The following is a 16039-nucleotide window of genomic DNA, read 5'->3' as shown; positions in this document are numbered from 1 at the left end:
GCGCCAAGTTGATTGAACCGCGACTTCTCGCCGGCTGAACGTCCACAATCGGAACCTTCGCAAAGCATCATGGTGTCTCATAACGAGGAGCGGAGCCCGGAGCTAAGGCTGTTTTCAGAGACGGCGACGGAGTCCGACGGGCGATTTCGGAGCGACGTATCTGGTGGTCGTACAGTCGTCATCAGGCGCTCCGGTATCATAGTACCTAAATAGTCGCAGCTGGGAATGAAAGCCCAGCTGCGCGCTAGGCGCGCGGAGATATCGCGCCACCATCGCTGAACGATTTGGCGATCGCAAAATAGCAACGTGCCAACATCACGCGTGAAAGTTCGCCAAGCGGCAAGACATCTAACTAGAACGGCTGTCAGAAGTGGTACGTCACGGGCGATTGGGTCGACGAATTCGGCGCGCAGGCGGCCGCCAGTTGCTTGCTGCCGGCAAAATGTGCCCATCGCGAGGAGATCGACCAGCTCGCGAAGCGCTCGGAAAGCGATAGCTGCGGCTTTCGCGAGTCCATTTGTATCCAGCTTATAGACAATGTTGCGCTGCCGACTTGCTCGGAAATCGAGGTTTCTCGCCCTGACATAATGTCCTCTGCGACCAGGCCGGGTACCGTGTGCGCCCGTCAAGTATCGCCGGATGATGCCGCAGACGCGTACGGCTCGCCGCGCGAGATCCTGGGCTAAATCGCCCCGTAGCATATCTACATCGTCTGGCCGGTCGAAGACAGCCGCAATATGCTTCGGATCTATCTCATCAAGATTGTCGCTCACTGTCGTACTCCGATTTCTGTTCATTTCTCGTATCGACGCTTATCTGTCGAACGCCTCCTGTTGATGTGGAAGGCCCTGCGAGCAACCGCTCGGGGACTGCGACCGGCACGGCGCGCGCGACCTCGGCGAATACGTCAATGCCATCGCTGAGCCGTAGCGCATCAAAGGAGCGACGCGGGATGCGGGCCAGAAGCGGTACGCCCGAACGGCCAGTTTCGAGAGCCAGGACCAAGGTGATCTCAGCATCGTCGAACGGCAGAGAGGCTTTGATGCGTGCCGGAAAGACATTGAGAATTGAGCTGGCGCGCGGCGGCTCGCACGCGATGCTGACATCGCCGGCTGCGACGCGCAGCCGCAGCTGCGCGCCCGGCCTAAGCGGCGCTCCAGGGATCAACAGGCGCGCACCTTTGAGGCGGAGGATGATCAGCCCATAGCGCCCGTCATAGCCGCCGACCACGGTATCAAGGCAGACTGCCGCATCGCCGCGCGCGGCAAGAGCCGGGGCGGTCTGAACGACATTGAGTGGCCCGGCCGCAGTCACAACGCCGTCTTTCATCATGACGAGATGATCGGCAAAACGCTCTATGTCAGTCATGTCATGGCTGACATAGATCATGGGTAATGGGAGCTCTTCCCGCATGCGCTCGAGAAACGGCAAGATCTCGCACTTAGCGGAGCGGTCGAGCAAAATGAGCGGGTCGTCAAGCAAAAGTAACCGAGGTTGTGCCAGCAGCGCGCTGCCCAGGGCAAGGCGCTGTCGCTCGGCGTCAGAAAGATGCGATGGCGAACGCTCGAGGAGCGGGGTAAGGGCGAGCAATTCGACCACGCCATCAAAGTCGATCAGTGTCGGTTTCGATTTTGACGCGTTGAACAGAAGGGTGCGCTTGACGGACAAATGCGAAAAAAGAATTGGTCGTTGGAATACATAAGCGACGGGACGCAGATGAGGCGGCCGAAACGTCGTCTGATCTTGCCAAATCTCACCATCGATTGCGCAAAATCCACCCGGCAGACGCTGCACGCCGGCGATGCAGCGTGCGAGCGCGGTCTTGCCGCAGCCAGGCGGCCCGAAAATAGCCGTGATGCCTTTGGCTGGCGCGCTGAATTGGGCCACCAGCGGGATGTTTGCGAGAGAGCCGTTGAAGGCGAATTCGATATAGCCAGGTTTTGCTTCTCTCACGTGCCCGCGCCTGTGAAGTATCTTTCTACCAAGATCACGAGCAGAATCGCCGCGATCACCATGCCTCCGAGAATCCAGTCTGTTCCGCTCCAACGCGGTGTCTGCGCCCCAAGAGGCCATAACGCATGGTTGCGGCAATACAGATCGATGGTGTTAGGACAAGCGGCTTGTTGAGCATCTCCGAGCCATCGATCATCGTGGCAATCGGAAGCTGCCCTGCGCGCTTGCCGATCACACAGGGAGAGCCCAATTCCAGCATCGTGGAATGCTCAGCCGGCTTGACCGGACCGAGGGTGTTCGTTGCAAGCTGAAATGGCGCCGCTTGTGTCGTTGGGCCGGAAGGCTGTCGGCTCGCGCCAGAGCTCAAGATTGGATCTGGGGCCGAAATCCGCTCCGATGACGCCACAGTTTTGGTAGCAGATGTGAAGGCTGCGCCGGCGGCCCTAATCGTGGCTTCTGCGTTCCCCGGTGCGAGCAGCATCAAAGTCAGATCGATCAAGATCAATCGGATAAGCCTCATTTTGGACTCCGGGTCCGCTGCGACCGCTTTCTTCGCGGCAGCTCGTTGATCCTTGCCCAGCAATCCGCGTGCCGTTCCCAGGAATATGGTGCGCGGCCGGCGTGAAGGGGCTTCGCATCGCTCTCCGCCCGGCGTCTTAGATGGTCGTATCTTATGGTAGGGTTTTGGACGCTCGCGTCATCAACCGCACATGCAGGGCGATGAGATGAAGCTGGGCGCGGTACCATCGTCACTTGCGCTGAAGATGGTGCGTTGGCGAACGTGCGACCGTCAAACTCGCCAATAATGCACAAGGCGATGCGATCCAGTTTGTCAGACCTCACCGATCTGCCGGAGGAGAGAAGGTGAGCTCATTGGCAACCTGAGGGACTTGACTGGCTATCTAGAAGCTTTCGTGATCGCCTGGACGGACATCTCACGGATGCGAGTTATCGCTAGGTCATGAGCATTCAGATCCAGCCCAGTTCGTAGCCGCGCGCGATCGTCCCAGCAACCGGAGGGCGAGGCGTCACGCGCGAACTCATGATCGATCTCCTGGTCACATCAGCACACAGGTGGTTTCGGCCGCAACCGATCAACGGTGCCAGTGCGTGCAACATTCTCTCATCAGGAGCAGCACACCGCAACACCACCGCTCCATTGCGCGTCAGTCCCCGCATCAAGGTGTCGAGAGTACGACGTTGCGTTCTCGGAGCAGACGGATTCGACCGGCAGGGGCGTCTGCAACGATACCGACAGAGGCTCGATCATTGGCAGCCCATCGATTGCGCCTCACGGCAAGTCAAAGAGCTGTCGACCAAATGATGTACGTCTAACCAGCGGCACTTATCGTCCGGTTGCAATTGCCGTCGAGGCCGAGGCGCGCGATCTGATGACGAAGATGATCGCATATCTGACCAGCTGCAACAACCACGGCAGCCGTGGCGAAACGAAGAGGAGATCGCTGCGTCCTTGCATGTGATGGCGGTAGGAGCCAATCGGTTGACTTTCGATGGCATCTTCATGCTGCCTTGGCAGTTGTTGGAGCCGGAGTTCAAGTCTTTCAGCATGCTGCGGCCTGAAATCAACCACCAGACCACGTGCGATATGTGCTTTGTGTTCGACCTCCGACCAGCTGTGCGTTGAACAGTCACAGATCTTGGCGCGAAAACGACGTTGAGATCGAAAAGAGCCGGCACGCGCGCCGCATCAGCTGGCATGGCCCCTGCATATCACCGGCGACCGAGCAGCGATCGGACATTGGTCAGGTTGCCGCGGTTGGCACGAGCTTGTCATTTTCGTGGGATGAAATGCGACCTGGAGTTCTTGTAGTGCTTGCGATGCTGGTCCAGCCGGAATCTGCTGCCACGCATGCCCTGGCCGACGAAATCGCCCGTCCGCCGCTGGTTCAGTCCGATTATGAGCGAGCGCTGACGATCGGCGACCGCTACGGCCAACTCACCGTCAATGTACCCGAAGTGCCGTTCTGGCTGCCAGAGGGCGAGTCGTTCGTCTACCGACGTACAACCCAGGGCAAACGCCAGTTCATGCTGGTGAATGCTGCCACAGGTGTAAAGCGACCAGCTTTTGATCAGATTCGCCTCGCGGCGGCGCTGAACAGGAAGAGCCATAAGAACTACAAAGCCGACGATCTGCCCTTCGCCCGTTTCGAGCTGGCCGATAGCGGTCAAAGGCTCAGTTTCGAAATCGAGAATACCCGCTGGAGCTGCGAACTTGCAAGTTATGTCTGCACAAGCATGCAGGTCCATCAGGGCTGAGTGCTGACGACACGCTACCTGCTGTGAATCATTCGTCGAAGACAAGTACATCTCTCGACGGGAGATGGGACGCCTATATTAGAAACTACAATATCTTTCTGCGCAGCAAGGACGGCTTGCAGGACATCCCATTGACCTGGGACGGATCAGAAGGAAACTACTATGCTTTGTCGACGTTGAGATGGTCTCCGGACTCAATTCGCCTGGCTGCTTATCGGATCCGTCCAGGCGACCAAAGGAAGATTCACTACGTCGAATCTTCTCCAACTGACCAGATTCAACCCAGGCCTTTGTCGATGACATACGCAAAGCCGGGTGATGCCCTGGCGTTGTCCCAGCCGGTGCTCATTGATGTCGTCAGCCGGCGCGTGATTGCAATCGACAGCACCGCTTTCCCAAATCCGTATGAACTGTCGCCGATCAAGTGGTGGAAGGACGGACGTGGCTTTACCTTCGAATACAATCAACGTGGGCATCAGCTCTATCGACTTGTCGAGGTGGACGCCGCCACCGGGCAGGTGCGCTCCTTGATTGACGAGGTCAGCGAGACCTTTATCGAGTACGGGCGTCTGCAGCCGCGTACTGGAAAGACCTTCCGGTACGACGTTGAGGATGGGAAGGAGATCATCTGGGCGTCCGAGCGCGACGGGCATGAGCACCTGTATTTGTTCAGTGGCCGGACCGGTGAGCTAAAAAATCAGATCACCAGAGGAGATTGGGTGGTCCGCGCGGTCTATTATGTCGATCCGATCAGACGCCAGATCTGGTTTGGCGCCAGCGGGATGAACTCTGGGGAGGATCCCTATTTCATCCACGCCTATCGCATCGACTTCGATGGGAGGGGACTGACTGCGCTGACGCCTGAGCAGGCCAATCATCACATTGAGTTCTCACCGAGCGGCCGCTACTATGCCGACCTGTGGTCACGCCTTGACTTGCCGCCGCGCATGGTGTTGTACCGGACCAGCGATAATGCCGAACTTACGAATGTCGAGAGGGCCGACATAAGAGACCTGATCGGCGTCGGTTGGCAGCCGCCACTGAGCTTCACTGCCAAGGGGCGCGACGGCAAGACCGATATATGGGGCGTCATTCACCTGCCGGTCAACTTCGATCCAAACAGGAGATATCCGGTCGTCGAGGATGTCTATGCCGGCCCACACGGATCTTCCGTTCCGAAATCTTTCTCGACGCGGGTCGAACCGCTCACCCAGCTGGGATTTATCGTTGTTCAGATCGATGGCATGGGTACGAATAACCGCTCGCGCGCGTTTCATGACGTTGCTTGGAAGAATCTGAAGGACGGCGGTTTTCCCGACCGAATCCTGTGGCACAAGGCGGCCAGCGCAAGATATTCTTGGTATGATATCTCCAATGTCGGCATCTTTGGCACGTCCGCCGGCGGGCAGAATGCAGTGAGCGCGCTGCTGTTTTATCCTGAATTCTACAAAGTAGCTGTGGCCAACAGCGGTTGCTACGACAACCGCATGGCAAAATCTGGTGGAACGAACAGTACATGGGTTGGCCGGTCGGCGTCGAATATTCGCAGTCTTCGGCGATCGACAACGCACATCGGTTGCAGGGTAAGCTGATGCTTGTCGTCGGCGAAATGGACCGGAATGTCGATCCGTCCTCCACGTTGCAGCTTGTAGATCGGCTGATCAAGGCGGGAAAATTCTTCGATATGCTTTATGTGCCGGGCGGCAATCACGGAACACCGGGCAATTATGCCGAGCTCAAGCTGCTGGACTTCTTTGTTTGCAGCATACTCGGTCAGAGAACGCCGAACTGGAATGCCCCAATGAGCGAGTTGCCGAAGGCCAAATGACGTGGTGATGGCGTAAGGACCCCTGATCATTTTGGTCGCTGTCGCCATGACACTTCGCACGACAGCTCTCCCGAAACTTGGGCTCTGTAGCATTTCAGGCAAAGGGCATTCACAACTGAATGGCTTCTTAAGAAGCTCATCGCGGCTGAGGCGGCAATGTCAGCTTGCAACCTCCGGGAGCTTGTGCGCATTCGAATGCGCCTGCGTCCGCCCGTCAGCGTTGCGCGTCCCGCATACGAGATCGAAGTTGCCGTGCCGTCGTAACATTGCGCAAGGGAGGCAAAACTGCTCTCGCAAGTTCGAGCTGCTCAACTGGAGTGAGATCGTACAGAGTGACGGTTTCCAAAAACGTTCGGCTGCCGCATCACTTTTTCTCCTGTCAGAGAGAGCGGTTGCCTTTCGCATAATCGGACGGTATTGCAAATTGCTGCGACGTCGCGCTTGCTCCTCGCGCTAGGGTAGGGGCGTCTTGATCGTTGAAGTCAGGGTGGAAATATTGCCGGCGTGCGATGATATGCGGTGCTCGCGAGCTACGGAAGGCGCGGATCCCTCGTAGCAGCGTCACTTGGCGCGTCTCAGTGCGGCTTTTGTTGCAGTGCCAGCTGTTCTTTCCGGGGCTGAGCCACCTAGGATCGAGATGAAGTCGACCCGCGCCCAAAGAGTGCTAGCGTCAGCTGCGAAAGGGTAGCGACCTAGAGGTTTGGCTGATAGCTTTAGCTCGACCACCCGATCCTGACTTCGTCGCGGCCTGAGTCACTGCGCTGTATTCTCGCTAATCACATGGAGTGTCGCGATCGTGACGGCCTATTTGTCTAAAGAGGGCCTTGGCGTGACGTTGGTGCGTGTGGGTAGTATCGGATAATCGATCTTCGGCAACTGCCCGGTAAGCGAATTTAGAAAGGCGACAATTTCGTCGGTTTCTTTGTCACTCAGCTTTATGCCGAGTTGAACCTCGCTCATTACGCCAACCGCTTGTTTGAGACTCCAAACCTGACCGGAATGGAAGTAGGGAGACCGCAATGCGACGTTGCGCAATGGCGCGGAGCGGAAAACATACTCATCGCTAGGATTCTTAGTGATGGCAAAACGTCCCTTATCGTCTCTCGGAAGCAAGTTTGCGTCGGGCCTTTTAATCACGCCGAACGGGAAGTAATCCTGTCCACCGACGTTGATTCCGTTGTGGCAAGAGGAGCATCCCTTTTCGATGAATAGCTTTAGCCCGGCTTTCTGCTGATCATTGAGAGCATATGCATCGCCCTCAAGGTACTGATCGAAGGGGGCGGTGGGTGTGATCAAGGTCGCCTCGAAAGCCTCGATGGCCTTGGCAGAATTTTCAAAGGTAACGGGCGCCGCATCGTTGGGGAATGCCTTACTGAACATAACGACATATTCCGTCATGGAATTCAACGTGCTGAGCACGCGATCGGGCGTCGCATTCATTTCGACGCCGGCCTGGATAGGGCCCGCGGCCTGCGCCTTGAGATCTGCCGCGCGCCCGTCCCAGAACTGCGCCACGTTGAAGACCGCGTTGTAGACAGTTGGCGCGCGACGTGAACCCTGCTGCCAGCGATGACCGATCGAAGTCGGACCGGCATCTACCCCGCCCATCCCAACGTTATGACACGTGTTGCAGCTAATGACCTCGCTCGCCGAAAGCCTCGGATCGAAGAACAGGGATTTGCCAAGGGCGACCTTTTCGTGGGTGATCGGATTGTCCTTCACCGCTGGAACCATTGAGGGGATCGGCATGAAAAGTCGCCTGGCGGCGCTCATTAGATCATCATTGGCACCTGCTGCCGACGAAACCAGAATGGCAATGGCCACGACAAATAGCTTGCCCACCATATAAAGCTCGCCTGCCGCTGGTTTCCTCATATTAAGCCTCTTTCGTCGTAGATCAGGCGATCGCGAACATAGGGCGGTGCGGGCGCTTCAGTCCGTCCGCAGAAAGATCCGCAGCAATCAACGACGAATGATATCTTCCGCGTTGCGGCTAGGCTGCACCCAAACCCAGCTCACGCGCTGAGTAGCAACTGCCGTGCCAGCGGAGCGCAAGGTCGAAGCCGCTGAGCTGGCGTTGAACAATTGCACACTAGCAATAGGCAGGGGGCAGCTTGAGCCTACAGGATCCGCCGTCGGTCAGAGCCGCGACCGTCACAATCCAGAACAAGCCATTCTGACCCACCGGTCCAAAGTCTTGTGCTTCTCGGAAAACTATCGTGCCAAACTCTTGTCTGCAGGCTCTAAGATCGTTGGATCGGACGACGAACAAGCGAGCAGCGTTGGCGATAACTTATCGCCGATTGTCCCGGCGCGCCTTCAACCCAACACTAGGCCGAGCGGTCATCGACCAACACCGGCGACGTTTCTCACACGGGGGCAGCCGGTGAAGCGTGCAGCTGGCGCGAGTTCGTCCACAATGCGGATGTGCCCGTCTCAGAGCGTATTCACACTTGCTGGACGCTAAAAATGCTTGAATCGATCGTAGCGTCAGGTTGTAGGCATTGCGAAGCAGAGCTTCGCATCAGGAAACGCCACATTGGGAACTAGCATCGCGAATGTCACAGAGGCTGGAACGCATTGCGCGCGCTGCAAAGCGCAGCGGGTCTCTGTCGTGTCTCAGTCTTAGCAGTGAACGTGTTGCGCGTGGCGAGACGATGATTCAGGGGACCACAATGATTACGGCGGCCCCGCGACGGCCGCTGCCGAGCTGTTGCCTAGCTCCCGATAAACAGATGACGCTCGTTGGGCAAAGAACCATAGTGAAGGATATGCGGCTTAAGAGGGGTTTGGTGAATCAAAGACGACGAATGGGGTGGACTTACAATGCGCACCGCTCGGCAACCGCCCTTGCTGCGATCGCGATCGCGGCCATGTGGTGTGCAGGATACGCTCGTGCGCGAGATCAGCGGGCCGAAGAAGTCCTTACGTCGTGCAGACCAGACGTAATGCGCTTCTGTGAGCGATTCACAGGACGTAGGGATGTAGACGCAGCCATGTTTTGTCTTAGGGACAATTTCAAAAGCTTGGGCGTCGAATGTCGCCGCGCGATGCCAACCGCGGCGGACAGAAACGGCGGGCGAAAACGACGCCTTAATAGAGTTCCGATCGTCCTCCATCGAGAGTGATCCGTCCGAGCAGAAGTTACAGAACTTGACGCACGGTGACGTGTTCCAGGCTGATTAGCACCGGACTTTGATCTGACTACTGTTTCGAAAGTCTATCGGACTGGAATCGTCACCCTGTCGAGCCGGACGCGTCCGCCAGCGGCACTGAACGTCGTGAGCCGATTGGCCTCGTTCGGCGATCGACAGGGCCGCCACGCGTGTTACGAGGTCAGGGTTCGCTTTGAGGTTCGATGCGCTACTGCAGCAGTTGCGCGCTATCTGCGCTGCAGCCTGTTCGGCGGATAAGGCAACCGTGAAGTTGCAATCGGCTGGCTGCAAATGATCCGACGGACGAATCTGCTTCAACGTCGGAGGTCGTTAGGCCGCACATCGTTCAGGAGTCCGTATTGTCCCTCAATCTATGGCGTCGTTGTCTTCAGCCTAGCATTTTCCGCAGGTGACCAGATCGAGTATGACTGGCAAAAAATCGCGGAATGCTCGCGTTGGGGCGGGCATTCGATCGCGGTCTTCCAGATATTTTCACATTGGGATTAGGTTGGGCTCGAGGGGGTCGAATCGAGCCGAGGAGAGCGCTGAGGTTAACCCCCAATTGAATTCGCGAAGGAACTGCTTGATGCCATTGCGGCGTTTTCGATGGGCGCTTCGGTGGAGCCGTTTGGCCCGGTCGTGATGCTCTTGGTCGAATTAACATTAGGGTTCAAAACCAAAGGAAACGTCGTCGACGAGAGCCGCTCAAAGGCAGACAGCTGTTCAAGCAGGCGCTTCTCAACACCCTCGCGTTCCGCGCCAGATAGGTCCGTCTTAAGTAACCGCCGGCAGCGCCAAATCTCGTTCCGCAGCCACCTGATCTCACTTAATCTATCATCGATCGAAGTCATTGCAGATGTAGTTCACTTTGGCATTCGAGCTTAAGCACGCGGATCTTCATGAGTAGCGGTGGCTCCGCATTCATGCCGAACAATTCCGTCTGAGGACTTGTGACTGCTCCCCCGTTTCTGCGCAGATGTGGCGAGCGGTTCGATTTGTGCAAGGCCCCTCTTAATCCATATCACCTTACACCGCACGTCTGACGTGAAATCGCGGCAGATCCGCGAGTGTTCTCCGCGCCCTGATAGCGTGTCTTGCATAATTCCTGCGCTCTACAGTTTCGTGCCCATCAGATACGAAAGATGGAGAGATGTTAAGTCACGTCCGGCATTAGGCTGTTTAAGCACGAGCTGGTAAAGCATGGTGAATGTCGCCATGGTCTATGGCACCAAAACTTACAAGCGTCCGGCGGCTTTGTTGATTGCCCAGACTCGGCGCGGCTTAACTTTAGGCCGGCAACTCGTGACCCGCAATATAGCGATATCGTCCTCTGGCGGCGCAAGCGGTATCAAGGGTGGCGCCTTCATTGCGCTCGCCTCCTCTCTAATGGTTGGGCAGTCCCGCGCCGCCACCGGTACGGGCAATCGTTTTTCCGAATGGATAAATTTATGAGTGAGGGCGCTCTCATTTACAGCATGAGAAATGACGTGGCGGAGATGCTTTCGCCTACGGGCAGGCGGGTGAGCCTGACCGCGACCGTCGGCGCTCGCAAATCGATCAAACAAAGCGCATGAGCCAAGGGTGGGATCTCAGCTATCGACGGCAAACGTCAGCTGGACGCGGTGTCGAGCTAAATAAGCACTCCACCGGCAAGTATTGCAATCGATATCCGCTTTATACAATCCGCCTCTGCCTCGGGAGGCCGATTTACAGCTTGAATCTCACGTTGCGGCAGGTTGTAGACTTGCCGATGCGTCAAGACAAAGCTCAGGATGGGGCAGGCGTCGACGGCTCATTGGCAAATCGAGACCGAGGGGAATGGCTTGCTGATTGCCAACCTTGTTCAGGCGATGGCCAGGAAGGGGAGTTGCACCATCGCCACGGGAACGCTGGGCGGGGCATTGTCAAGTGCTGGCAAGCGGATTGGCTGGAACGATGGAATGGTGCGGGCAGCAAAATGTGGTTAGCGACAACTGCAATCGCGTTTTTAGTCGCGCAGCGAAAGCGCGCCGAGTGAACAGCCCGGCGTCAGGCAGATGCTCCAAGAGCGTAGACGATTAATATCTAGCCAGAGGCGATGACCGGTCGCATATAGCCGAAGGGTACTGCGATGAACGCTCGGAAGGTCCTATGTCCGTTCAAACTAGTCTCACGACGGCGCTAAACGAAATCGATCGTGCTGGCGGCATTGTTGAATTCTCGACTGCAGTGGTCAGGCGCGACAAGCAACTGTGCAAGGCGGACCTGCCGGTGTTTCTGCAACAAGCAGCCGTTGAGTTTCAATCCAGATTTCTACCGAGTTTCGAGGAAAGCATCCGTGCAGAGAAATCGTGGGGCTATGCCACGACATGCAATGCGGTGAGCCGAAGGGCTGGAGGTCAGGCGGGGCGGGATACTTGCGAGAGAATAGCTTCTCGCGTGTCGCAGCTGGACCATGCTCTGATGAGAAAGATCGGTATCAGGGCGCTTTCCATATTTGCGGCATCGTTCGGCAGGCACGCCAGGAGAGCGGAATGTCGCCATGGGGCGGTCCGAATAGCCAAGTTTTGTCGCGAGGAAAGCAAATCGCTTCAAGAATTGAACAATCTCAGCCTGGCAGGGCTGATAAACGGCTTCAGCAAGTGGCCGGAAGGGAGTGACTTTCGACAGGCCGCGGTTGCAATCGCGGGTGAGGTCATCCGCCGAGCGGACGGCCCCCATCAGCTCTCTGAGTTTAGACAGCAAGGATTGGTGAGCCTGGTAAACGGATTTAGCAAGTGGCCAGAAGAGGCGGCCTTGCGCCAAGCCGCGGCCACGCTTGCACTAGAAATCCTGCGGCGCCCCCGCCGGCTCGCCGATTTCCCTCAGCAGGGGTTGGCCATCCTTGTAAACGGTTTTAGCAAGTGGCCTGAAGAGCTGCCCTGCGGTCAAGTCACGGTCGCGGTTGCAACCGAAGTGCTTGGACGTGCGACGCAGTTCCACGAGTTTAGCGAGCAGGATCTGGCGAATTTGGTGAATGGCTTCAGCAAATGGCCAGAGGAGAATGCATCTCGTCAGGCAACAGTCGCGATCGCAAGCGAGCTCCTGCGCCGTGCCGCCCAGCTTCCCCATTTTACCCAGCAAGGATTGGCGAACCTGGTGAACGGGTTCTGCAAATGGCCCGAAGATGCGACTTGCCGTAAGGCTACGGTCGCGATCGCCGGTGGGGTATTTTGCCGTGCTGCCCAGCTCCCCGATCTGACTCAGCAGGGGCTGGCAAACCTGGTGAACGGTTTTAGTAAGTGGCCGGAAGAGGCCGCGTCTCGCCGAGCTGCGGTCGCACTCGCTCGCGAGGTCCTGCGCCGCGCTGATCAGCTCTGCGAGTTCTCACAGCAGGGACTTGCAAACCTAGTGAGCGGCTTCAGTAACTGGCCGGACGAGCTACCATGCGGTCAAGTGAACGTGGTGCTCGCAGGCGAGGTCCTTCGCCGCGCCGATCCGAGGACGGGGCTCTCGGATTTCACTACCCAAGATCTCAGGGGCCTGCTGATCGGCTTCAACAGATCGCCACAAGAAAGTGCCGCTCGCCAAGCCACGATCACGATCGTCAATGAGGTCCTTGGGCGCGGTGTCAGGCTCTTTGACTTTACCAGGCTCGAATCGGAGAATTTGCTGAGTGGCTTTAGCAAGTGGCCGCAACACGCCGCCGGCCAAGGGAGGATAACTGAGATCATCAGGGAGCTGAGACTTGCGTAGTCTGAGGCCGCGCAGCCTCGTGAGGAAGAGAGGTGATGCCAGCAGATGAGGCGATCGAGGAAAGAAAGCGCCAGCTAGCGGTGTTCGATACGCATCATGCGGCGATGTCAAGAGGCGACAACCCGGCACAATGAGAGGTGTCATGACCCTATCGGCGATGCCCATATTGTACAGAATCGAGCGACTAATCAGAAGGACGTAGATTCGTGAGCCAGGCTGAAAACGACGTCGTCGAGCATATGCTCTCATCATTGACGATCAGCCTATTTCAGAATCGTATCGCGCCATCCGACGAACAAGTGATGCATCATTTCGGGCTGGCGTGCGAAAGAGCGGGATTGATCGCGACGGAAGAGGTCGCAATACGGGTATTGAAGCGCGTGTCGCGCGAGATCAACCAAGCGCAGTCAGTGCTCGAGTTCGTTGGTCGCGGCGAGGGCCGGCTCCACTGAGCGCGACGTAGGGAAATTCGGTCCCGGCAGCGATACGCGGTGTCTGTTCGATACGGAAGGGATCCGCGAGCGGAATTACCGCTTGCCTGCCGCAATCCGCGAAAGCGCCATCGAGCTTGAGGATCATGGCCCCGATCATTAATAGCTGTAGGTTCATCGTTCAGGTCGGGCTGATTGGGTACACGCCTTGTCCCTTGGTGAGTAGCGAGCGCGTTACGCGCAAAACTCTGCTAGCGTTCGGCTCGTCGATCAACACAACTTCTCTCAGGAAGGGGTAGCCGCTTCGACCGCATAGGAACGGCAACCTCGCCGTCCTGCCAACATCACGCTCCCGGCGGGCCGCCGCTCGGACACCAATTCGGCGAGCAGGAAGCCGTTTTGATCCCGTCGGGCGTTTTGCGGAGCCCTGCGACTAAGCGTCGAGAGACATCGAAGGAATGTGGGGCGGCGCATTGATCATCGTCGAGGCCGTCAGCTTGTCGACAGCTCTATCTCGTAGGCTGAAAGTCCCTACTCGTTGGCAAGGCCGGCTCGATGTGCTCAAGCATTGCAGGAGAGGAGAGGTGGATTCCAGTATCGACCCGATCCGGGAGCGAGTGAGGCCCGTTGAGATTGGTCCTCGGTCGCCATCCGGCGCAGAGTAATCGTACCAATCCCTGCGTGGCGACTGCTTCGTGATCCCGTGCTCTCGTCAGCCGATGAAGCGCATCCATAGCGGGACTCTACCGGATTCATGATACGCCGCCCCCGGTGCATTCGCTTCCTTTAGCTACCCAAGAGACGACATTTATGAATGCAGAACAGCTCGGCACGGGCGCTCCTTCCGAAGCTTCCGATTGGGAAAGCTCCGAACCAGGGTCTCCGGCCTCATCGCAATGGCACGAAGTCTTGACGGATGCGCAGGCGTCTGCCGACTTGCCGGACCTAGTCTTGACGGATTGGGCTGCCGAAGACGGGCAGGGGCAGCATGAGGATCGGCAGCAGGCGGTAAGTCGAATGAGGGCCTGGAGGGACACGGGCAATCTCAATGAGCCACTAGATCTGTCGTCCCTCTCCCTGGCCACTTTGACGGCTCCGATCCCGGCCGGCTTGCGCTGCCTGAATGTCGACAACAATCAGCTGAACAGCCTTCCCGAAACTCTTCCGGCCAGTCTGCAGCGGCTCTCTGCGAACAATAATCGGCTGACCGGGCTGCCCGAGCTTCCGCGCGGTCTGCGGCGGCTCTATGCCATTAGCAACGGGCTATTCAGCCTGCCCGCAGAGCTGCCGCCTGGATTGCGGCGTCTGAATGTCGACAACAATCAGTTATCTAGTCTGCCCGATCGCCTTCCAGCGACGCTTCAGGAGTTGGACGTCGCGGGCAATCAGCTGACTCGTCTGCCCGAGCTTCCAGCCGGGCTCGAGCGCCTGAATGTCGACTATAACCAGCTGACCGATCTGCCCGAGCCTCTTCCGGCCGGGCTTGAATGGCTTAGTGCCAGCCATAATCGGCTGACCAGTATTCCCCAGACGTTTCCGGCCGAGCTGCTATGGTTTGCCGCCAGCAACAACCAGCTAACCAGCGTGCCCGAGACCGTGCTGACACAGCTAAGCCGTGACGCGAGTGTTGATCTGGAGAACAATCCTCTGCCCGACGCGGTGCAGGCCGGCCTGGCGACTGCCATGCATGCCGGAGACTATGTCGGCCCGCAGGTTTTCTTCTCGAACACCGCAGGCGCGGTCCAAGTTGAGCCGCGGTCGCTGCAGGAGGTTGTCGCGCACTGGCTCGAGGGCGAGCCGGCAGCAATAACCGCTTGGCAGGCCTTCGCCGAAGAGCCAGGTGCCCTAGATTATGCACGCTTTCTCGACAGGCTCCGCGGCACCGTGAACTATGGTCGCGACGCGTTCCGGCACGCGGTCGCCGAAGATCTGCGGCAGGCAGCCATCAGGCCGAATTTGCGCGAGCAGTATTTCGAACTGGCCTCCGGAGCGAGCGCGAGCTGTGAAGATCGCATCACTTTGACCTGGAACGGCATGCAGAGCGCACGCCTGAACGCGGATGTTGAAGACGGCGTCTATGACGGACGCCTTGGCGAACTGCTTCAGCACGGCCGCGTCATGTTTCGCTTGGAGGCCTTGGACCGAATCGCGCGCGAGACCGTCAACTCGCTTCGTCGTGCCGATCCGGATGCGGACATCGATGAGATCGAGGTCTACCTTGCCTACCAGACCCGGCTGCATGATGCGCTGGAGCTGCGGCACATCGCTCCCGATATGCGCTTCATGAGCGTCTCTCACGTTACTGGGGATGATGTAGCCAGGGCCGAGACGGCAGTGCGGAACCAGGAGGCGACGGAATTTCCGCAGTTCCTCGCGACCCGATGGCAGCCATGGGAAAGTGTGCTAAGGCGCATCGCGCCCGAAGACCATGCTGAGATGCAGGAACGGCTTGTCGACGCGATGGGCGAACCGTTTCAAGCCCGCTTGGATCGGCGGCTGGCCGAGGATGGTCTGACAGGAGACGCCGATGCCGAGCGGGTGCTCGGCGCCCAGATACGCAACGAGATCGCCCGCGAGATCAAAGGCGCGGTCATGGACCAGGTGCTCGGGAAGCTCGGCTTCGAGCTATGAGCCCCTCCGCTGGAAAGATCATCGATGCGTCTCGGCCGCCCGCAAAGCCC

The 16039-nt window shown here is 58.0% G+C and carries 8 protein-coding genes and 1 pseudogene; 5 read left to right on the top strand and 4 right to left on the bottom strand.

What is annotated here, in order from left to right; all coding sequences use genetic code 11:
• Positions 1-77: 77 nt before the first annotated feature.
• From J2R80_RS43900 to J2R80_RS41580, 3 genes are read right to left on the bottom strand one after another with little or no spacing between them, the layout of a single operon-like run.
• Entirely contained in the window at positions 78-797 is a 720-nt protein-coding gene (locus J2R80_RS43900) for a DUF2478 domain-containing protein (RefSeq protein WP_375162637.1), read from the bottom strand.
• Complete coding sequence (gene modC, locus J2R80_RS41585) at positions 757-1953, bottom strand: molybdenum ABC transporter ATP-binding protein (RefSeq protein WP_253640816.1); 1197 nt, start codon at positions 1951-1953, stop codon at positions 757-759. Before modC ends, J2R80_RS43900 begins: the two co-directional genes overlap by 41 nt.
• A 55-nt stretch (positions 1954-2008) precedes the next feature.
• Positions 2009-2536 carry a hypothetical protein gene (locus tag J2R80_RS41580; RefSeq protein WP_253640815.1) on the bottom strand — a complete coding sequence of 176 codons (528 nt, stop codon included), beginning with the start codon at positions 2534-2536 and terminating at the stop codon, positions 2009-2011.
• 1256 nt (positions 2537-3792) lie between these two features.
• Here J2R80_RS41580 and J2R80_RS41575 point away from each other — a divergent pair.
• A pseudogene (locus tag J2R80_RS41575) lies at positions 3793-6058 on the top strand (DPP IV N-terminal domain-containing protein).
• Between the two features lie 804 nt (positions 6059-6862).
• Here the strand turns inward: J2R80_RS41575 and J2R80_RS41570 are convergent.
• Positions 6863-7933 (bottom strand): cytochrome-c peroxidase, encoded by a 1071-nt coding sequence (locus tag J2R80_RS41570; RefSeq protein WP_305884571.1) that lies wholly within the window; start codon positions 7931-7933, stop codon positions 6863-6865.
• Between the two features lie 2480 nt (positions 7934-10413).
• Here J2R80_RS41570 and J2R80_RS41565 point away from each other — a divergent pair.
• From J2R80_RS41565 to J2R80_RS41550, 4 genes are all read left to right on the top strand, one after another.
• Positions 10414-10665, top strand: a complete 252-nt coding sequence (locus J2R80_RS41565; RefSeq protein WP_253640814.1) for a hypothetical protein — start codon at positions 10414-10416, stop codon at positions 10663-10665.
• 678 nt (positions 10666-11343) lie between these two features.
• Positions 11344-12927 (top strand): hypothetical protein, encoded by a 1584-nt coding sequence (locus J2R80_RS41560; RefSeq protein WP_253640813.1) that lies wholly within the window; start codon positions 11344-11346, stop codon positions 12925-12927.
• A 206-nt stretch (positions 12928-13133) separates the two neighbouring features.
• Positions 13134-13379 carry a hypothetical protein gene (locus tag J2R80_RS41555; protein WP_229157577.1) on the top strand — a complete coding sequence of 82 codons (246 nt, stop codon included), beginning with the start codon at positions 13134-13136 and terminating at the stop codon, positions 13377-13379.
• 789 nt (positions 13380-14168) lie between these two features.
• A complete protein-coding gene (locus tag J2R80_RS41550) occupies positions 14169-15989 on the top strand; it encodes an NEL-type E3 ubiquitin ligase domain-containing protein (protein WP_253640812.1) in 1821 nt (606 codons plus the stop codon).
• Positions 15990-16039 lie beyond the last annotated feature (50 nt).

This window comes from Bradyrhizobium sp. USDA 4541 (assembly GCF_024171085.1).
Classification (GTDB): Bacteria; Pseudomonadota; Alphaproteobacteria; order Rhizobiales; family Xanthobacteraceae; genus Bradyrhizobium; species Bradyrhizobium australafricanum.
Note: the sequence above shows the minus strand (reverse complement) of the source record. Positions and strands in the feature narration are given on the sequence as shown.